13 protein-coding genes are annotated in these 22,058 nt (G+C 40.2%); 4 read left to right on the top strand and 9 right to left on the bottom strand.

Going from position 1 to position 22,058, the window contains the following annotated elements; translation table 11 throughout:
* The first annotated feature begins 47 nt into the window (after positions 1-47).
* Positions 48-1,028 (top strand): glycoside hydrolase family 25 protein, encoded by a 981-nt coding sequence (locus GJQ68_RS09505; protein ID WP_162417065.1) that lies wholly within the window; start codon positions 48-50, stop codon positions 1,026-1,028.
* Between the two features lie 112 nt (positions 1,029-1,140).
* The gene (locus tag GJQ68_RS09510) at positions 1,141-2,265 is read left to right on the top strand and encodes a mechanosensitive ion channel family protein (RefSeq protein ID WP_162417066.1); all 1,125 of its coding nucleotides are present in this window, start codon (positions 1,141-1,143) and stop codon (positions 2,263-2,265) included.
* Positions 2,266-2,505: 240 nt separating this feature from the next.
* Here GJQ68_RS09510 and GJQ68_RS09515 read toward each other — a convergent pair whose 3' ends face one another.
* Together GJQ68_RS09515 and GJQ68_RS09520 are read right to left on the bottom strand one after the other, a co-directional pair.
* Positions 2,506-4,080: a family 43 glycosylhydrolase gene (locus GJQ68_RS09515; protein ID WP_162417067.1), complete on the bottom strand. Its 1,575-nt coding sequence runs from the start codon at positions 4,078-4,080 to the stop codon at positions 2,506-2,508.
* A 22-nt stretch (positions 4,081-4,102) separates the two neighbouring features.
* The gene (locus GJQ68_RS09520; RefSeq protein WP_235941260.1) at positions 4,103-5,077 is read right to left on the bottom strand and encodes a glycoside hydrolase family 43 protein; all 975 of its coding nucleotides are present in this window, start codon (positions 5,075-5,077) and stop codon (positions 4,103-4,105) included.
* 260 nt (positions 5,078-5,337) lie between these two features.
* On the opposite strand from GJQ68_RS09520, the gene GJQ68_RS09525 reads away from it, so the two are divergent.
* The gene (locus tag GJQ68_RS09525) at positions 5,338-7,776 is read left to right on the top strand and encodes a right-handed parallel beta-helix repeat-containing protein (RefSeq protein ID WP_162417068.1); all 2,439 of its coding nucleotides are present in this window, start codon (positions 5,338-5,340) and stop codon (positions 7,774-7,776) included.
* A 701-nt stretch (positions 7,777-8,477) separates the two neighbouring features.
* Positions 8,478-13,415 carry a malectin domain-containing carbohydrate-binding protein gene (locus tag GJQ68_RS09530; protein ID WP_162417069.1) on the top strand — a complete coding sequence of 1,646 codons (4,938 nt, stop codon included), beginning with the start codon at positions 8,478-8,480 and terminating at the stop codon, positions 13,413-13,415.
* A 153-nt stretch (positions 13,416-13,568) separates the two neighbouring features.
* Here GJQ68_RS09530 and GJQ68_RS09535 read toward each other — a convergent pair whose 3' ends face one another.
* The 7 genes from GJQ68_RS09535 to GJQ68_RS09565 all read right to left on the bottom strand — a co-directional run bounded on the left by GJQ68_RS09535 (position 13,569) and on the right by GJQ68_RS09565 (position 21,107).
* Entirely contained in the window at positions 13,569-14,900 is a 1,332-nt protein-coding gene (locus GJQ68_RS09535) for a hypothetical protein (RefSeq protein ID WP_162417070.1), read from the bottom strand.
* Between the two features lie 711 nt (positions 14,901-15,611).
* On the bottom strand, positions 15,612-16,760 hold the full coding sequence (locus GJQ68_RS09540) for a glycosyltransferase (RefSeq protein ID WP_162417071.1): 1,149 nt from the start codon (positions 16,758-16,760) through the stop codon (positions 15,612-15,614).
* Between the two features lie 43 nt (positions 16,761-16,803).
* Positions 16,804-17,508, bottom strand: coding sequence for a glycosyltransferase (locus GJQ68_RS09545; RefSeq protein WP_162417072.1), 705 nt, complete (start codon positions 17,506-17,508; stop codon positions 16,804-16,806).
* A gap of 395 nt (positions 17,509-17,903) precedes the next feature.
* The gene (locus tag GJQ68_RS09550; protein ID WP_162417073.1) at positions 17,904-18,845 is read right to left on the bottom strand and encodes a glycosyltransferase family 47 protein; all 942 of its coding nucleotides are present in this window, start codon (positions 18,843-18,845) and stop codon (positions 17,904-17,906) included.
* A gap of 172 nt (positions 18,846-19,017) precedes the next feature.
* The gene (gene pssE / locus GJQ68_RS09555; protein ID WP_162417074.1) at positions 19,018-19,497 is read right to left on the bottom strand and encodes a PssE/Cps14G family polysaccharide biosynthesis glycosyltransferase; all 480 of its coding nucleotides are present in this window, start codon (positions 19,495-19,497) and stop codon (positions 19,018-19,020) included.
* 28 nt (positions 19,498-19,525) lie between these two features.
* Complete coding sequence (gene pssD / locus GJQ68_RS09560; RefSeq protein WP_162417075.1) at positions 19,526-20,002, bottom strand: PssD/Cps14F family polysaccharide biosynthesis glycosyltransferase; 477 nt, start codon at positions 20,000-20,002, stop codon at positions 19,526-19,528.
* Positions 20,003-20,042: 40 nt separating this feature from the next.
* On the bottom strand, positions 20,043-21,107 hold the full coding sequence (locus GJQ68_RS09565) for a glycosyltransferase (RefSeq protein WP_162417076.1): 1,065 nt from the start codon (positions 21,105-21,107) through the stop codon (positions 20,043-20,045).
* Between the last annotated feature and the right edge of the window lie 951 nt (positions 21,108-22,058).

Consider the following 22,058-nt stretch of genomic DNA (forward strand, 5'->3'; position numbering starts at 1 on the left):
ATTCCCGCCGAATTCGGTTAGCGGAAGGATTCCTAAAATAAAGTGACATGTACAGAAGGATACTATTCGTTTTGCTCATTGGTTTTTTTCTGATGTTTAGCATGTTGCTGGTGGTGATCTTGAACCTGACAGGCCTATTGGATTTCGGTAAAACCATCCATGAGCATCATATATATCTTTCCGAGGCGGATCCAAACGCAGGAAAAACCCCTTTCGAGCAAATTGATAATAGGCTACCGACCGGCCCACTGTACTATGCCGGTCATTCGGCTCCCAAGGAATCGGGGGAAATACACCATCGGGCCCACCATTATGATAGCATGCTCCGGATTTTTGACCTGTACCAAGAGGACTGGATCCCGGGACATCAAACACACGGGTATTATGGAATTGACGTCTCCCATTGGCAAAATGTGATCAATTGGGAAATGGTAAAAAACGACTCCCTCCCACATCCGATCTCTTTTGTTTTAATAAAGGCTACACAAGGGGCCCGGGAAATTGACCCTTTTTTTAATTCGAACTGGTCTTCCGCCGAAAAACAAGGGATTCTGAAAGGAGCCTATCATTTCTACCAATACAAGGATCCTCCACTGGAGCAGGCAGCGCATTACATCAGCCAGGCCAATTTATCTCCGGAAGACATTTTGCCCATTGTAGACGTAGAACTGGACTGCACAGCTTGCAGTCGGCCGGAAATTTCGGATAACCTTCTCATTCAAAATCTAAAAACCTACCTGCAAGCGATCGAAAGCCATTATAAAGTAAAACCTATCATTTATACCTATGAGGCATTTTATCAAACGCATTTAAAGGGGCATTTTGACAACTACCCCTATTGGCTGGCCCGTTTTTCCTCCAAGCCTCCAACTGAATTTAAGATGGAGCCAGACAGCGTTTCACTTCCTGAAATTACCATGTGGCAATTTACTGACGCTGGGAAAATAAAGGGCATTCCTGGTAAAACCGATATGAGTTTTCTACCCGCTGCCTACAGAGAGCACATTCTGGTCCTGAAAGAACCCTGATGGCCGTTGATTAAAGCCACTTACCTGATTGCAGGGGTAAGATGAACCTTTTTAACTCCAAATCCGGTTTTGTTTTTTTAACCATCAGTTACCAACCAAATAGTAAGTAAAAATGATACAGGAATACTTAATTCAGGAATTTTGGAACAATACGATACAGGATTACCTCCTTGCATTGGGATTTATTCTGTTGGGAGTGGGCATTATCAAAATCTTCAAAAAGTCCATGCTTCAGCGACTCAAAAAGTTGACTGAAAGGACCGATAACAGCCTGGATGATTTTCTTTTCGACATTATTGAGCGCTATGTACTTTCTGCCATCTACATTTCCATCGTATTTTGGGGGATAAGGACCTTGTCCCTTTCCCTATTTCTGGAAAATAGCCTCTCAATAGCTCATAGCATCATTCTTACCTACTACGGGGTCAAAATAATCGCCAATCTAATCATCATGCTCATTCGGTCTTACGTTAAAAGGCAGGAAGGTGGTGAGGAAAAAGTAAAGCAAATTGGCGGCATTATCCTACTCGTCAACGTATTGATTTGGGCCGTGGGTATCTTGTTTTTCTTTGATAATATTGGATGGGATGTTACCACCATTATCACCGGTTTGGGTATTGGTGGTATTGCAGTGGCTCTGGCCGCCCAAAATATCCTCGGAGACCTTTTTAATTATTTTGTGATCTTTTTTGACAGGCCCATTGAAATCGGAGATTTTGTGGTCGTAGACGATAAAAATGGAATCGTAGATAAAATCGGTATTAAAACGACTCGAATCAAAACCCTTTCGGGCGAAGAATTGGTGGTGGCAAACAGTGATCTTACCAGCTCACGGATCCACAATTATAAGAAAATGCAGCGGAGACGGATTTTATTTGGCGTGGGGGTAACTTACGAGACGCCTTTGAAAGCCCTAAAAAAAATACCCGAATTGCTGAAAGAAATTGTGGAAAATCAATCTCCCGTAACGTTTGACAGGGCTCATTTCAAGGCATTCGGAGGCTCCAGTCTGGATTTTGAAGTAGTCTATTACATCGAAGTCGCCGATTACAACAAGTACATGGACATCCAACAACAAATCAATTTTGCAATAGTGGAGCAGTTTGATGCGATGGGCATTGATATCGCCTTTCCTACCCGTACACTTTATGTCCGAAACGAACCCGACCATCAATTTAAGATTAAGAACTTCGTACCAAATGATAACGGGACCGAAACCGGCGAAGTGGCCGAGTAAACCTACCGGCCAGCTATCCTCCGACTCATTTCTGCCTAAAAAAGGGGGAATAACCCATCCCCCTAACGGCCACATTGATGTCCGGCTGAGTCAGCTAGTCCCAATAAAGTTATCAGCGCAATCTATCCGGCTAGCCAATTGGAGCCGGTATCCGGGAGCCATCTAATTCGCGGGTAATAGGAACCATCTAAGCGATCAAAGGTGATTCGAAAACAGTAAAATTAGATCGGTTCAGAAAAACTAGTTTCCCGTGTACTGGATCTTCGTCTCCAAAAAGTTTGCGCGCTGTGTCTCCGTACCCAACGCAAACATTCCCAGGCGAAAACCCATTCCCCAGGGAACGAGGTGGGATGCATCAACCGTTTCGCCCAATGGCTGCCGGTCATCCACGCCTGACTGATACGAAAACGCAATCAGGTACCCCTCCTTTACCTCCATTTTTAGGTTAATCTCTCCGGAGAGGCCCTTTTTAACTTCTGCCAAAATCCGCTTTTCTCCATCCCTCATCTCGAAAACCTGTACACCTACTTCACCCGCTCCAATGCCCATACCTGCAATCGGTGCACCGAAACCATTATTTTCTGCGCCAACCAGTAATATCCCCCCTACGGCATTCGATTCCTCCAGATCTATAGTAGTTGTCATCCTGTAATCAGTCGCTTTGGTTCCTTGTACCAGAAGGCTTCCCATGCCCTCGTTCTCTTCGGAAGCGTTTAGGAATAATCCGTTTTCACCGGCTGAAAAACGAATATCCTGAGTCACCCGCCATTGCCAAAGCGGATCTAACTTTTCTTTAAATTCATCCTCAAAATCCAGAGAAGCCACCTCCCGGCTATAATCCGCTGTATTATCCAGCACAGGCCACTGATCCTCCGTCCAGTTAATTTTCTCCAACACCCCTTCCCTACCCACATACACCGATCCCTGAGTATTATAGGCATGGTACAGCATAAAATGCGCTCCGTCTTTTTCTACCACCGTGCCATGGCCTGCACATTTCCAGTCCTCATTATCAGTGAGAATAGGGTTGCCACTGTATTTCTCCCAGGGGCCCAATAAATTTTTTGCCCTTGCCACCCCTGTTTGATAGTTGCACTGCTTGTCACAACAAGCCCCGGCAGAATACGTGGCAAAAAAATAGTCTCCCTTTTTAAACACACAAATACCCTCCACCAGGTTTTTTTCCCAGGGAGCATCGTTCCGAAATAGCTCAGTAGGACATCCCAATAAACGCGTCCGCTCTTCATTGATTTCCTGTGCCCACATCGGTGTCGGCATTCCCTGGCTGTTACCGTCTTCTTTCCAGAGAAGGTATAGCGTACCCCGTTCATCCCTCACTTCAAAGGCATCGATGGAGCCGAACTCCTGTGCCACCAACGGACCGTGATCGGTAAAATCCCCTGTTGGCGATTCCGAACTGGCAACGGCCACGCTTAGGCGGTTGGTCATTTTATCTCTAGCCGTGTAATACGCATACACTCTTCCCTGCTCCCTATCATATGCCAGCTCTGGTGCCCAAAAGTTATTTCTTGCCCAGCCCGGAGCTCCGTTCGGGAAAACATAATTAACCAGTTCCCATTCTACCAGGTCAGAAGACCGGAAAATAGGAAACAGGGGTGCCCATTCATTTGAGGTAGCGGAGGCGTAATAATAGTCCCCTACCCGAATAACCGTAGGATCCGGTCGATCCCCGGCTAAAACCGGATTGACAATAGCAGGGACTGGTTTCACTTCCAGAACCTCTTGGTCTGAAGTACTCCGCCCGCAGGAAAAAAGGAGGACGCCAACAACAATAGCGTTAAGAACTGTTCTCATAATTGATTATTTTCAAGGTATATTATTGCTCTCCCGAAGGAAGCGGTATGGGGACTCCCGCAGGCACTGCTTGTCCGAAATCCGGACTCCCATCGACCTTCCATGTAAATGGTTGTAGCCGAATATCTCTATCCCATCCGGGAGTGGCTGATTTTTTAGAATGATACAGGATCCAGTCCTCCCTTCCATCGGGCGATTTGGCAAAACTGCAGTGCCCCACTCCCAACACCTCGTTAGTTCCCATGAAAACAGGACCCGATTTTTCCCAATTATCCGGGTTTAGTGGATCTGAGGTAGCTTCCTTCAGCTGCAACTGCCCCAGTCGATATTCCTTGAGCCAGGACTCTCTGGTCGAATAGATGATGAACGTTTTTCCCTGGTGTTGCAAGGCCTGAGGGCCCTCGTTCAAATCAAGTGGCCCTCCCCTTTCCCAAGGTTCCTCAGGAGAAGAAAGCTTTACCCGATTGCCGCAGATCGTAGCTGGGTCACACATAATAGCTATGTATAGGTGTTGCTTTGTTTTATCGGTATCCCTGTTTTCTTTCCAGCCAGACCAGATTGCATACAGTTGGCCCTGAATCACTACCGGGCTCAGGTCTATGGCCCAGATAGCAGATCTCGGATCCGACAGGTCATCTCCTGTATAGAGCATGCCCATGTCTTCATAGGGGCCAAAAGGATCCTCACTGGCTGATTTCAAAACGCCTGAGCGTTGATGTATAAATGGGCTGCCCGGTTCCATTCCCGCAGCGTAGTAAATATACCAATGACCGTTGAAATAATGGATTTCCGGGGCCCAGACGGTTACCTTGTTCCAGCCCGTTTCCGGAGCGTTCCATACCTTCACCGGGGTCCCCTGGTCGGTAAGCCTTTCTGATACTGACACCGCAATTCCGTCGCCCGTGCTCATTGAATAATAGTAGCGCTTACCCTTCTGGTATACCCAGGGATCTGCCCCATCGCGAATGGGATTGGTGAAGGTGGTTTCCTGTGCCATTGCTAGTTGAAACCCCATGAACCACCCGCAAGCAAGAAAAAGCTTCTTTGAAAATAGAAAAATGAATGCTTTATTGGAGTATGTCATTTTCTTTGGATTAATCTTTTCAGTAAAAAAACGATTTAATACCAAAACCTTAGCAATGATGCCGCCTGGTACCGAAATTGTAACGAATCAAATTTCCTGGCCGGATGCTGGTCGAACCATTCATTCCCATAAATAAATTTACCTTAAAACTAGAAGGAACAATTGAATAAGCCATGACCCGAACCCGTTTTTTATTACTCCTGCTTTGGTTAGGCACTTTTTTTAAAACGCCGGCAGCCAGCTATTATCTATCATCCTCTACAGGTAAGGATACCCATACACCAGAGGATGCTCAACATCCGGCAACTCCCTGGCAAAGCCTGGAAAGATTAAATCAGTTTATTCCACAATTATCACCGGGAGATTCTGTTTTGTTTAAAAAAGGAGACCTATTTTTCGGAACGCTTCACTTAAAAAAATCCGGAACAAAAGAAAAACCCATCGTTTATAGTCATTATGGAAATGGTCCGCTTCCAATGATTACGGGCTTAACCGAATTAAAGGGATGGAAACGCCATTCACCCGGCATTTATTTTGTGGAATTGTCTCCTCTAAGCAATCGAATTAATATGCTCACCATTAATGGAAAGCCTCAGGCTATGGGGCGGTTTCCAAATTCGGATGAGAAAAATAAAGGGTACCTGGTACCGGAAAAGGTCGTTGGGAAAAATCAATTGAGTCACGAGATATTTCTGGATAATGGCGGCTGGAAAGGAGCAGAACTAGCCCTGAGAAAAACCCATTGGATCATCGACCGGCATAAAATAACAGCCCAGGACGGAAATACCATCACTTTTTCCTCGACATCGAGTTACGATCCAAAGGAAGGGTTTGGTTTTTTTATTCAAAATCACCTGAATACCCTGGATCAATTCGGAGAATGGTACCAGGATCTCGATAATGACCGGCTATACGTTTGCCTGGAAGAAAAAAGTCCGGAAGAGGTAGCCATTCAGATCGGTGAATTAGATCAGCTTCTTACCACCCTTCCCAATACCCGGCACGTAGTCATTGATGGGCTGCATTTGAATGGGGCAAATAAAACAGGGCTTTTCATTCGGGGAGGTAACGCTCTCCATTTTTCTAACGGCATCATAGAGAACTCAGGAGAAAATGGCGTTCTGGCCTATAATATGGATCACTTAACCATCCGACAATCAGAGATCCGCAATTCGTTTAATAACGGAATCTATTTACGATCCGGGAATTATCAGGCCACCATTGCGGGTAACCTCATCGAAAACACTTACATGATGCCCGGAATGGGGCAAAATGGAGATAATAACGGTTTTGCCTTCTTCAGCATTTCAGATGCAGACACCATCGTGCGCAATACCATTAGGAATACTGGATATGTTGGAATTGGCTTTAGAGGCAGCCACACCTTGATTAAAAATAACCTGGTGGAAGGATTTTGCCTCACCAAAGGAGACGGGGGAGGGATCTATTCCTATTCGGGAAACTCAAATACCTCCTATAAGGATAAAATTGTAAGTGGAAATATTGTACGGAATGGATACGGTGCCAGGGAAGGCACGCCACTTCAAGGGACGGATTTGCCTGCTCCCGCCGAGGGAATCTACATCGACGATAATACCAATAACGTTCGTGTAACCGACAATACGGTGTATGGGATTTCAAATAAAGGCATTTACCTACACAATGCCCAAAACATAGAGATTAGCAACAATCTGGTATTTGATGCCGGCTATTTGATTCATCTTGCTGACGATGACCTGGGACGGTCACTGAGAAATATTTCTATAGCCAGCAATACGCTAATTAAAAAAGAGCCACATCAAATTGGCATGGGGATTCGATCCGGAACTCCAAAATACGCAAGCATCGGACTTTCTGATCAAAATCACTTTGTAGACCTCAGTGGAGCGGGTATTTCGTTTCACCTGCAAAACCTTGACACCAAAGAGGAAATGTATTTTGATTCGGAAAATTGGGAAACAACCTCTGGTTGGGAGCAATCCTCTACTAGCAGGGATTTGAAAGCCCATTTGGAAAGGAGTGCCACCAGTGAAAAGTATCACGCAGAGAAAACCCTTTCCGGAGGAGCAATCAGGGAGCGAATTGTCTGTACAAAAGGATGTAACATTAGTTGGGAAACCGAGGGAGGTTTCTCTATAACCGGGAATTCGGAGAAGTCGGAAGTGAAGGTAAATCTTTCCGGGTTGGAAAATGAAGTGGGTTATGCCTTGTCCTTATCCCTAAGCAGTTCAAAAAATGCGGTGATGGCGATTTTTCTGAGGCAAAATGGCCCCACGTATCGAAAATTAAGTGCTAGTAAGATACTCATTCCAAGCACAGAGAATCAGGCATTTCAGTTACTTTTTGATCGTCCGGATGAGCGATCAACTCCTGCATTATTGCTTACGCTTTTTCAAGGAAATAACACTACCCGGATTACCGAGTTTTTAATTTCATCCATAAAACAAGCCCATGAGCCCTCAAGACTGAAAAATTTCAAACTTCTTACCAACCCTACTGGCCATTCGGAAATAATTGATTTGGAAGCTGAATGGCAGGACCTCTTGGGAACTTCATATTCAACGAGCCTGACACTCGCCCCCTTTCAGAGCCTTTTTTTAATAAGAAAATAGAACAAGCCCCTACTAACCCCTTTCCAGAGGTGCCTATCTGATAGTTCCCATATTTTTTTGGAAAGGTTAAAACTTCTTTCCTATGAATTGGGGCCAAACATTAGTTGGTTTTGCCTTTCTTCGTCATTATACCTATCCCTGGCCCATAGCCAATCGACTTCGCTAAGCTTTAAAAACCTCAAAGGGCTTCAGGTGTCCTTATATTCCTGCAATTCCAAGGAGCGTTCAGTATTATCATTCGCATAAACAATTTTTACAGAACGATTTTCATTCCATGTTTCCGTCCACTTGGGCGTGAAAAAGTCGCCATTCCGGCACTTCTGAAAACTGCCGAAAAAAAATCGCTTTTTTTTAAAATATTTTCTCTCGGACTTTTTAAGGACTATCGGCAATAAAAATAATTCCAAAAACAATATTGAAATCACATACAGAAATTATCCTATTCCCCTCCCTTTACGCGAAATATTCCCTCAGTTAAAACATTTGGTTTTAAGTATTTTATATCTGTAATTAACAAATACAGAGGAATATTTAGAATATCATTTTGGTATATATAAAATTCAAAAAATTAAATTCCAATAGTCAAAATACTGTTTTAGGAATTTATACTTCAGAAAAGATAGAACAAAATGAATATTCCCTCAAAAAATATCAAGAAGAAAAAAAACCGAACAAGTGTCAAAAACATAATTTCTGAACTCATGAAAACACGTGTCTTTTTAATCGCCATCTTCACTTTTCTGGTGGTCTCAGCATCTTTTGCTACCGATTACCACATTTCGAATGAAAAGGGAAACGATTCCAGAAGTTTTTCTCAAGCTCAAAATCCTGAGACTCCCTGGAAATCAATTGAAAAACTGAATGCCATATTTTCCTCCCTTCAACCTGGGGACAAAGTACTATTCAGAAGAGGAGAATCTTATTTCGGTACCATCATTATGAATAACTCTGGTACAGCAAGCAACCCGATCAAAATAGGTGCATACGGTAGTGGAGAAGATCCTATCATTACTGGCCTGGTAGACCTGAGCAATTGGAAGTCCATTGGTAATGGGATTTATGAGGCTGGTCATTCTCAATTAAAGTCAAGCCCGACATCATTGGTGACTTTTAATGAAAAAATCAGAGAAATGGGCCGGTATCCTAATTCGGATAGTGACAACAAAGGGTACCTCACCTATGAGTCTACCTCATGGAATTCCATAACCGACAATGAGCTAGGTTCCTGGCCCAACTGGACTGGAGCTGAAGTGGTGATCCGAAAAATCTATTGGATCCTGGACCGTCACAAAATCACTTCCCACTCCGGCAATACTATAAAATACGCCACCAATAGTGAAACCAGCTACAAGCCAAAGGCTGAATTTGGATACTTCATCCAAAACCACGTCAGAACCTTGGATCAGCTTGGAGAGTGGTATTACGATACCGGGAGCAAAAAACTAAAGGTGTTTTTTGGAAGTGAATCGCCATCCAGACATTCGGTAAAAATAGCTGCCCTGGATAGGTTACTCATGCAGGTAAGACGGGTAGACCACGTAATTATCGAAAACCTTCACTTCAAAGGAGCCAATACTAATGCCATCCAATTAGCGAGCGGAAATAATGTGGTTATAAGAAATTCAAAAATTGAAATGGTAGGCGAAAACTTAATCTCCGCTGAGGGAAGCCACCACTTGCGCTTGGAAGGAAATGAATTAATGGACGCCCATAACTCAGGTATTGAACTAAAAACCTGTGACAACGCCATTGTCCGAAAGAACCAAATCCGCAATATTCAGCTTTTTCCCGGAATGGGAAAATCAGGAGATGGAAATGGATTTGGTATTTTCTCCCCCAATGACAATAGCCTGATTGAGGGTAACCAAATCATTAACTCCGGCTATATCGGAATCAGATTTGGCGGAAACAACAGTGTGGTAAAAAACAATTTCATCAACCATTTTAATAAGACCAAAAATGATGGAGGGGGCATCTACGTTTATACTGGAAGCAGCAACACAACATACTATAACAGAAAGGTAATCGGAAACATCATTTTGAATGGGCAGGGAGTAGTAGAAGGGACCAATATCCGTTCCGCTCTAGCCAAACCCCAATCGGAGGGCATCTACCTGGATGACAATACGACAGGTGTGGAAGTAGCTTACAATACCATTGCCAATATTTCCAGCAAAGGAATTTACCTGCACAATGCCCGGGAAAATCACATTCACCACAATACCGTTTACAACAGCACCTACCAACTATTTTTCAGAAATGACAACATGGGGGCTGACATCCGGAATAATAAAGTTGAAAACAACCTGTTTTTCTCACGAGATGGAGAACAGAATAACCTAAACCTGAGCTCCATAAAGAATGATCTGGGGCAAATGGCCGCATTTAATAATAACGTATACGCCAGCCCATTGACAGATAATTACCGTATCATAAACAGATACAATATGGGTACTAGCTATGAGGTCACCAAAGCATTGGATCTGGACGGATGGAAAAACTTGTACGGAGTCGATGCCGGTTCCAAAGTTCACCCGGTTTCCATTCCTTCTTATGAAGTTAACGGCGTTCTTGGAGAAAATAAATACGATAACGAGGGGTTTGACAAAGATGCTAACTACGTGACGGTCAAAAATGGAAAAACCTATTGGGCAAGATATTCCAAATTAGATGGTGGAGCCCTACGGGTAACTGGATCCAGCACCTTTGAAATAAACGTGAACATTGGCAAAGTGGTAAAAGGAACCAATTATTTGATTCGATTTGATGGAATTGGGAACAAGGATTTTGCAGGTAAAGCATATTTCAGACAAAAGTTTTCTCCCTGGAGAGTTGTTAGCGCTGTAAATACCGTGGAATTCTCAAACGAAAGAAACGGATATGAAATTTTATTGACCCCTGTAGAAAGTGCGAATGAAGCGGTATTAATGTTTAAATTCGAAAACGTCGGTTATGCGGATTTTCAGATTGACAACCTAAGCGTCTATGAGGCTGATTTGAAATTGACAAATCCTGATGATAAAATATTTTTTGCTTACAACGAGGGATATACTAAAAAATCAGTAGGGCTGCCTGGGGAATATGTAGACATGCACAACAAAAGCTATTCCGGAAGCATCGAGCTAGAGCCGTTTCGCTCTGTATTATTAATCAAGACTTCGGAGGAAAAAACCGCTCAGCCAGAGCCCATACAAGAAGCCCGGGTAATCATTCCAGAATACGGTTCCGGTATGATCGAGGGCGATGATCTTCCCATTACCTTAACGGTAGACCAAGGCCGGGAGTTGGAAGTAGAAAAAGTTAACTACTACTTTTGTGAAACGTTGATTTCAGAAGAAACCGAGAGCCCATTGGCCTGTACCTGGGAAAATATTCCTTTTGGTTCGCACTACATTTACGCGGAAGCCTTAGATGTATACGGAAGAACGGTTTTTTCAGATAGTGTCGCTATTGAGGTCAAGAAGGAAAACGTCATGCCCATCATCACCCTGACCCAACCTCTCGAAAATACTGAAATCAAAACGGGTGAAAGCATGGTGGTTTCAGGTTCTGCGATAGACCTGGACGGAGAGGTTGCTCGGGTCAACCTTTTAGTAAACGGAAATTCCATCGCTTCTTCCACTTCTTCTCCTTTCGAGTTTACCTGGACTGCTGCTCAGGAAGGGGCCTTCACCCTGGCCTTACAGGCAGTGGATAATGAAAATGGTGAGGGATTATCTGATGAAGTGGTGGTAACGGTTTCGGCGAAAGAAGAAGTAGTTGAACCCGCTCCTGAGGAAAAAGAAACTACTGAGAACACACCCGGTGACCTGGAGTCGGCATTTAGTCTATTCGTGAATATAGGTACTCAAAAGGAAATAGTATATGGTGGAACTGATTTTGCAGGTGAGCAGGCAGTAACCAGCCACATCTCCGGAAAAACATACACCTATTCTAACACTAAATTCCAGGAGCAATTGTTCCAAACAGAAAGAAATGGAGAGGAGTTCGCTCTTGAAATACCGGTCCCAAATGGAACGTATACGGTCCAAACATTTCACAATGAATTGTATTTCGGACAGGCAGGCCCATCCGCTGCAAAAGGAAGGAGAGTTTTTGATATACTTCTTGAGGATAAAATGGTCAAAGAAAACCTGGATTTCTTCGTTGAAAATAACAACCAACCTCTTGTCTTAACTTTTGAAGACATTGAAGTAACCGATGGAAACCTGAAAATTGGAATGAGTGCTTCTTCCAACCGGGCCACCATCAGTGGCTTAGCGATCCTTTCCAATAGTAATTCATCCGGAGAATATCCGGTCGGATCGATAGCACTTGAGCCCTTTATGCGATTGAAAACCGGACACAACAGCACGGTACAGTTTGAAGGGGAAGACTTCCTCCCAGACTATAATCTGGGGTACTTTAGCCCTTCCTATACCTATACCAATACCAAAGCAAGCTCTGAACAATTGTTTCAAAAAGAGAGAAATGCCAAAGTATTGAATTACAGCATTCCTGTACCGAATGGAAACTACACCATTAAAACATACCACAATGAGTTGTATTTCGGCAAAGGAGGGCCTATTGCTAAAGCGGGTAACAGAGTCTTTGATATTTTCCTGGAGGACAATCTAGTTAAAGATGATTTTGATCTGTATGTAGAGAGTAATAATGAGGCTACCACGCTAACCTTTGCAAACATTAGGGTAGAAGATGGTGTACTAAACATAAACATGGTGGCTAGTTCCAACAGATCGACCATCTCTGCCATCGCCATTTTTAAAGAAAACACCACATCGGTGGATAACACTGGGACAGACCACGTATTCTTTTTGAATACTGGTGGCAAAACGGATGAACAGATAAATGATAATCTCTTTATTGCTGAGGAAAACCAAGCGATATATTACAATCAAGCTTCCTATCGATATGAAAATAGCAGCGCATCCAATGAAAAGCTCTTCCAAACAGAACGAAATGCGAATCAATTGGCCTATACCATTCCCGTACCTAACGGAACATACACGGTCCTTACCATGCACAATGAACTTTGGTTTGGACATGCCGGACCGTACGCCAGGGCTGGAAGAAGGGTATTCGATCTGGCTTTGGAAGGTAAAGTAGTAAAAGAAGGTTTTGACATCTATGTAGAAAATAACAATGCTCCTACGTTACTAGCCTTTGAAAATATTACCGTTACAGATGGCATCCTTAACCTGGAATTAACTGGAAAAGTGAACAGAGCCAGTATATCCGGCATTGCCATCATCGGAAATGGAGCCAAGAACAGCGTTGATGGAAGCAACCTCAGGGGTTATCGTGAAATGTTTGGCAGAGGGTATAAGGAAATGTTCGGAAGAGGATATAAAGAAATGGACCTTTTTGTGGAAAATGCAGAACAAAATGAAATGACCATTTTCCCTAACCCTGCTAAAGACAAAGCTTATTTGGTATTGGATCAGGAAATTGGCCAGGGAAGGGTTCTTATCCACAACATGAGCGGTCAGTTAGTCGGTCAGTTTGAACTGGATTGGATCAGAACATCAGGCAATCAGTTTATCATTCCTTTGGACAACTTGTCTCAGGGTATGTACCTGGTTAGCGTCAGCAATGACCAGACCATAGTTGATAAACAGCGACTGATTGTCCAACCTTAATGCACAAAAAAACCCTGGAATTGATTTCCAGGGTTTTTTTTTGCCTTTATTTTTTAACAACCTATCACGGTTAAATAGGTTGACATTTGGAGGCCTTAGAAAACAGCCGTGGTAGCGGAATATCTTAGCCGCTTCATATGAAATCCCCCACCTCTAAAATAGCCTGGCTTTAATCGCTATGTACCGTACTAAATTGTATAGATGCACCTTTTTTAATAGCCTAAAAACCTTCCTTTTTCTTGTTGGATTTACAGGCATGTTCATCACTTCCGGATTATCGTCTGAAAGAATGCGAATAATCTCATTTTGCAATTTATTAAAATGAACATCCCTATCCTTTCTTTTAACCGTCAAGAGTAACTCGATTAGTGCTCTCGAATTGAAAGGGGATTTTACTGTCTTTCCCATTGCATTCATTTCGGTTCTCGCCTTACTTAACCAAATCCCCATTCGCTCTTCCCAATAAAACATATCAAGATAATGATATCCAAATTTTTCAAATATCGGTTTGTCTTGCAACCAGTGTTCATAACACTTTTTTGCAAAATCGGATTTACCAAACCCAATTTTGAAAGCCAAATCACCAGCTGTAGCATTTCTTTGGTAACCAAATGAATTCCTGGCTATTTCATAAATATTACCATTGATATAGGTACGGCCTATAAACTCATCTGAGCTAATGGTATCGGTTGAGGGAAAGTCTACACTTTCTCCAAAACGAGTAGTGTCCTCTACCGTCAATAAATTTTCTTCTTCAATAACATGAAGCTTCTGCTGGAAAATTGAAGTTAACCTTTTTGGCAATTGAATATCATGATGACTATGATCCATGTTTCTATGCTTAAATACATAGTACTTGCATTTTTCTTTCACTTCCAAGCTTGCCAAAAACAGGGTCCGGCTATCGTATCCGCCGGTAACCGCAAAAGCCAGGTCATCACGGTTCGCCATGGATTTTAGGTAGCCCTTGATCATGACGGCAGCCTTTTGCGCTACCTCTTCCAGTGGCTTTTCCTCCCTGGCAATTGAAGGGAAAAACCGAACATTCTTACTCTCAATTACGTCAAGATAATGATTGGGAAGCAAATGCTTTACATTTCTGACATGCGTTGCATCGTATACGAAATGCTTCTTTTTCAAAAATTCAGAGGACTTAAAAAACTCCACGGCACTTTTATCTTCATAGGGAAGCAACTCCATTACCTCAGCCAGCAATTTCGGTTGAGAAGCAAAATTCTGGTATGTTACATCATAGTAAACCTCTCTCTGACTACATGCATCATTAAAAATGTAGATACTATCCTTCGACTGAAGAATACAAACAAAATCTCCAGAATACCTTGATAGCTTCGGAATTAAATCGATCAAGGGCAGATCCGTATTCAAGGAATTCACTATTTCCTTAGTAGATAGGTCGGGGTACTCCCAATCATGAAGATAACCTAATAAATAAAATCCTGCATTCGTAGTTACTTTCTTTGTCAACGTTAATTCCGGATGACAGAAAAGAAAAAAATCGTTAACGCTTTCTTTTTTCCAACTTTCATTCCCCCTTTCCGGGCTAAATAAAGCTGACTTCGTCAAAATAAATTGATTGTAAAACATGTGCTTTTTCAGTGACTGATCTAAAACCTGTTAAATTACTACTTTTTTTGCTATCGATAAATAATCTGGTCTTCTCGTGTCTTAAATAAGACACAAAAGCTGTCACCAAGATTCCCCACTCATCCTCTCCGGGAGCATTTTCCCAAACTACCGTTGGGTTCTTTTCAAGCCAACCGACCCTGATAATCCATGAATATGTATTTGAACAAATAAATAGTTTATTTAGCAATTCCCCGTAGAAAGGTAGTGGTATTTCTCTGCGAAGAATTGGCCCCGCCGGGCCTTTTGCGCTGAGCTGGTATCATTTCATATCGAAACCGGACTTCGAAAAGGAAGCCCCTTTGACAAGGGATGTGAGAACCTTTGCGGGTTAAATTAACCGAAAAAGATGCGAGGATTTAATTTTCTCTAAATTGAGACCAATTATCGCTACTATATTCTTTCAACACGCTTTGGAGAACAGGGCTGCTAGCAATTAAATGATGAAGGGTAATATACTCCAATACTACTTTCAATTAACCTACCTTTCGAAATCCAGGAAAACATGCCTAAAACTTCTTTTTCTAAACTATTAGTATTACGTTAACGCCATCAGTTTAGACACTCCTCCGTCACCACCTTCATATATAAGCCGCCAATGTACTTCTCTGAAAATTTCTTTAGCCCATCGTTTACTTTAAAGTCTTCTACTGCATGATTAAAATCCTCATTATTACGATACAGTTCCTCGATTGCATCGCCTATTTCGTTTACTGAGCTACTCTCAACTTTTATTCCCAACTTCCCACTATCAAAAAGGCCATCCACCCCGGCGTTCTTTGCGTAAATAATCGGTAATCCTGCGTAAAGAGCCTCAACAAAAACCAAGCCAAACGTTTCCGGATTGCTAGGCAAAATAAACCCTAAATAACGTTGATAGTGAGGTATCAGTTCATCGTGACTCATTTGTCCTAGGAGCTTAAATTTAAAGGGATATTGACACGAATTTATATACTTTTGTATGATTATTTTTGACTTTTCCGTTCCTGATCCTACAATATCCAAACCAACATCCGGAATGGTTCGATGTAACCTATCAAAAGCCTTAATAACTCTCTTAATATTCTTCCTCTTATGACTATCCAATTTAAAGACGGTAATAAACCGACTGTATCGTTTTTCACCTCCAGGTGTAATTTGTTGTTTTGGATCAATTATATTAGGGAGTAAAACACTCTTTTTAACTAGATGTATTCCATTAAAATGGTTCTCTAATTGTTTCATTGTCCAGGGAGCCAAATAAATAATCTTGGACGATTTTTTAAGAACCTTTTTTAAAAAAGGTTTAAAAAGCGGCTTGTGTCTGATTACCTTAAGATCAGAATCTCCTCTGACGGTAATGATGTATGGAACGGACAACCATTTCGACAACCAATATGCCATAACTCCCTCAAAAGTGAGTTTATGAGCGTGGATTAACGTTATTTCATGCGATTTGGAATCTAAAAGACCTAAGACCCTCTTACTGGCTAAGTACATGGAAATGGAAAGTCCAATACCAAATGGCAGCCCAAAAATCTTCATGGCATAACCAAAATCGGTTTCAATAGCATTCAATCCTGAAAACGGGTTTGCAGTACGATTTAAAGAAATAACCAGGTTTTCATATTTATTCTGGGAATTTACTAAATTACTAACCGCTTTGGTCTTTGATCTATCAAAATCGTCTGGGTAATCAAATGAAAGGTGAAGTATTGCCATGCCTTTGATGCATTTTTTATAATAGATAATTTACTTTATGGATTCATAATGCTCTTCTAAAAATACTAGCCAATTCCCGGCCAAATATTCCAGAATTGTACCTTCTATGATACATTTTTTTTGCATTTTCCCCCATACTCTCAAAATTATCAGACAGGTCAAACATTCTATTTAATGCCACCGTCCATCCCTCTACGGTATTGTCTCTTACCCAAAGCCCTATGTTTTCCTTTTCAATATCTACATCAATATATGGATGATAGGTCATCAATACCGGTTTACCAACAGCTATGCAATCATTTAGAACCGTGAGACCAAACGTATTTCCCCTATTCTTAATATCATCCCGAATAGGAATAATAATAAAACTGGATGCCATGTACTCCTTTAACAATTGGGGGTACGGTACCCAGGAATTATCAACGGACACATTCGCTGGTACTACTTTATTATCAGGAACCCCCTTTTTGGTGCAAAAAATCTTGAGTGAATGTTCCAATTGAGAAAATGCATCGATCAGCATATCGTAATCTCTGTCAACCGTGCCGGCACATACAGCAAACGGAAGGGAACTATTTGGGTGAACAGGATCCAGGTTGCGATAAAAATTCCGGTCCGGTCCCCAGTGAACCAGGTTAAAATGTTTGTCAGCAAAATCTTTGGAAAGATCTAAATCAATTCTGGTTTTTTCTAAAAGCCTTTTGCTAAAAAAAGCATAATGATCAAATTGTTGAAAGCTTTTCTTCAAAATCCTATTAAATAGGGAATTTTTGTCTTCATAAAATAAAAATCCTTGATGACCCAGAACAACAATAGGAATACGAATTAACCCAATCCATTTAAAAAAGGAGATTAAACGGCTATTTGCCAGGGGATAGGGTAAATAAAGCAAATCATAGTTTTTTATGCTGCCTAGGGTCCGTACTTGCTGGTCAAAATAAGGAATCCGCAGAAAATCACCCAGCTTATTTAACCATTCAAATCTTTGATTCTCTAATATATCCACCTGGAAATCACCAGATTCTTCCAACTCCACCTTTCCCATTAAAAAATGGCTGGGATTTTCGCCATTTTCCCAATTAGTAAAAACTTGCTCTAATGAATAAGAATTAACCAGTAGAACTTTTATTTTGCGATTCCTTTTCATTTTAACGCTAAAAGGGATTTAATTTTCTCGTTCACGTAATTTGCAGTAGCCCGTTCTGAACACTTTTTTTCCCACCATTCCATAACCTTACCTTGGATTTCAACCAATCGGCCAGGATCATTCAACAACTGCTTGGCTATGATAAGACCTTCTTTCCAATTATCAACCTCAATAATCGGAGACCCGGAATAAAAATCGGTTTTTGGTAATTTTTCAGAAATTATAACACAGCCTGCCCTCATAGATTCAAAATGCCTAAAACATTCCGTCATATCATATCCTTTAGGACATAGTACTATTCTACTTTCAGCTAGTATCTCACCGTATTCCGCTGTTGTGAAACCCGATTTAAAAGAGTTGTTAAAAATAATGATGGAATTTGAAAAGTAATTACTGAAATCATTCTTGAGTTTCAACAAAATTTTTCGGTATACCTCAGAATTTAGAATGCGCTCGGAGGGTATAAGGTATTTATACGAGGAAAGGTTACGGTAAAGATCAATTCTATTCTTATTCAGATTTCCCCTAAAAAATACATTATATTTCCGTTTCAAAACCGGTTTTACCGGAGAAAAATGAGGGACATCCTTGACATACCCAATTTGGATTGGGAAAATATTCCCACCCTTAAACCTATCACCAATATAAGCCTTAAAAATAGCAAAATAATGATTCGAATAGGGGGAAGGGTCTTTGCCATATTCATCAGAAAAATAAAATAATATTTTTTTCTTGTCACTTTTAACATTTACGCTATCTGGAATCGAATTCAGTTTGTGATTTGAAAAAATGAAAAACACATAATTAAAAAAATCGTCTTTCATTATCATCTGAAGTTCTTCAAAAATTCGAGAAATAAATAATTCCTCATTTAATTCATCAAATTGATAATCAGAATTAGATTCATAATGAACATTTGAAAGTTTAAATAATTCCATGCTTAAAGATTTCTTTTTTGTTTCCCCCGCTTATATATTTGCTTTCTAAAATAATACCGTAGTTAGTATTCCAACTGATCTAATTAACAACAATTAACCACCTTCTTACTACGGTTTTAAAAATCTAATGTATAAATCCTTTAAACATTTATAATAGACCTAAGCCCTTACATTAAATCCCACTAATATAGTCATCCAAATAGTCAATAATTTGCTGCTTTTTTGAAACATAAGGATTAGGAACAAATTTTTCAGCTTTAGCCAATAAATCAATCAATTCATCCGTATCGTACCAAGGAATCAAATAGCCTAATTCTTCAAATTCTTTCAATATTTCTAACTGGTGATCGTCCACTACCTCCCCAAATTTTGCTAACCTTGGAATAGCGATAACCTTCTTACCAAGCTTTACTCCTTTCAAAATAGATCCCGAGCCGGCGTGGGAAATAACAATACGTGCCTTTTCATATAATTCCAACAAGTCACTAGTAGACATAAATGGTCTTAACGTCAAATAGTTAGAATCAAATTCAGTATGTCCTGATTGAACAATAACCTCCTCCTTAATCAATCCTTTTTCACAGAGTTTGTCTAGTTCGACTAGTGGACGCTGAAACTGAGTAGGAAACGTACCTAATAACACCAATATCATATCTATTTACTTTATAATCAATATATTGTCAATATATGCCGCCCAAATAAATTGCTTTCTTATAAAACTTTTTTGGCCCTGGCCACTGAATGATAAACTTATCGGCTATTGGATAGATGAGGTCTGCAGAAAATGCCCTCGAACTAATTCTAGCGAAGGATAGTATCCATATAATTTTACTACCCAATACTTTTCCCAAAATACACATCGGAACGGCTGTATGGCTTCCTGTTGTAATGATAGCTTTTGGAAAATGAGTTAGTAATATTTTTAACGTAAGGAAAAAATTAATAATAATATTAACAAAAAAACCAATACTTCTATTTTTACCCTTGGTCCTTCCCCTTAAATACTTAATATTAAAATCATTTTGGTAAAATAATGTGGAGGTAGCTTTTTCAGTAACTAAAAGGTAATCATATTTAACAAACCATTCTTTCAGTTCCATAATTTGTGCTAAATGCCCACCATCTGAACAGATTAATATTATCTTCTTTTTCTTCATTATTAATATCTATAATTATAACAAAACCTTATCAAATAAATTAATCAATTGCCTTGGCTTTTACGTCTAAAAACACCTTTTTTAGTTGTTTGGCGAATATTTCAGCATTAAATTTATTCTGATAAACTGATAAGGCATTTTGTTTCATCTTTTCCATTCGTACCTCATCATTCATTAACATATTGATGGCTTTTACCCAACCAGATACATCTCCCATGTCCACAAAGATACCAAACCCCTCTTTTTCCACATCAAGATTCAGCGTTTTATTTTTGGTAATTACAGTCGGCTTTCCCAAAGCTACAACATCCTGAATACTTGTCATTCCCTGGCATCCCTCATTCCTGGTTTCATACTTCAAGGGAATAAGTATTATTTTAGAATTTAGGTAAAACTTCATCAATTCAAAATAGGGAATAAACTCCGAATAAATCGTGACATTTTTCGGTAAATTTTCAATATTGGGCATCGATTTTGGCGTACAAAAAATTTTAAGCTGGTAATCCAGTTGCCTAAATGCATTAATCAAGGTAACATAGTCCCGGGAAGTATGACCAGCACTAATAAGGTACATTTCCTCCTTGCCAGCTTTAAACTGGGATTTATTATAAAAAGTCAAATCTGGCCCCCACTGAGCGGTATAAATTTGGTTCGCCGCAACCTCCTTTTTAATCCCTAACTTTTCGATTCCCTGATTCATTAAACTTTCACTCAAGTAAATGCTGGCATCGTAAGTCAATAATAGTTTTTTAGTAAGCCATCTAATCCATTTTGAACTGGAGTTTGTCCCCAAAAATGGCGAGTGAATAGTCACAACTATAGGCTTTCGATAAAGCTTCAATAGTTTCAAAAATAACAGAAATTTGGTGTTTTGGGTGCTATAGGGAGCATACAATATATCATAGCTGTTAGACGCAAACAAAATCCTAATTTGCTGATCTAAATGGGTAATACCAATCAGCCTACCTAACTTATTGAGCCATTTGTATTTTTCATGAAGAAACACAATAACGCTAAATTCACTAATCTTTTCCAGTTCAATCTTACCCCAAACATGGTGACTCCCACTCTTTCCCTCCTTCCAAAGTTGGTAGGCATTTTCCATGGAATAATTATTAATCAATAAAATTCTCATTTAGATTGTATTAATTATTATCAACCCTCGGAATTGGACCATTAAACAAAGCATCAGGTCGTAAATCCATCGATAAATCATCTAAAAATAGATTAAATTAAGCACTTATCAAATAAAACATTTCAAACTATAAGCTGGATTTACCACCACACTTAAACTAAATTATCTGAAATTTCATTTTTATTTCGCTATCGGTTATACTTCTTGGTCTATTCGTTGATGAAGCACTGAAGATGGCAAACAAAATGGCTGCCTATTCTATGCTAAATTTAATATCCTATTGCTCCAATGCTTCTATTTGAAGGTCCCGACACCTCTTTCAGATGATACTTGGTCCCATTTCAGAAATTCAGCCTCCATCCCACTATATCTTCTGCAAAAAATCAGTTTTTAAGGATGTATCCTTTCCCCTTCATTACTTTCAAACAAGAATGCCATAAAGATTTCCACCGATTTCCACACACCAATTCCTCTGGTTATTCATGCAATTGTCTTTGTCAATAGAACCTGAATAAATAATATAAATTACCTTAAAAGAAGGCGTTTTATATTTTAAAGAAAGATTTCAGCCGATGGTAACCCAAAACCAATACATTTCGTGAATTGTCCTTCAAATTAGACCATACCTTTGCCCAATTTCAATTAATCAAAGCATTTTCATCTTTCCACTTCATGTATTCCAGTAGTTACTACATATACTATTGTTGGGGAACGAGCCTAGTATACCAAACACTCACCTCCTCATAAAGTATTTTTCTATAATTAAAAGCTTACTGCCAATTCAGCCCTTTTACTATCGGTTAGAAAACAATCCATTCAAAATATAAAACCGCCCTAATAAAATTAAGTTCTCAATTTTACAATTTGATAATTAAATAAGATATTATATCCGGATTTTAAAAACAGGCTAAAAACCTTAAT

It is taken from the genome of Cyclobacterium roseum (genome assembly GCF_010119225.1).
In the GTDB taxonomy this organism is placed as follows: Bacteria; Bacteroidota; Bacteroidia; order Cytophagales; family Cyclobacteriaceae; genus Cyclobacterium; species Cyclobacterium roseum.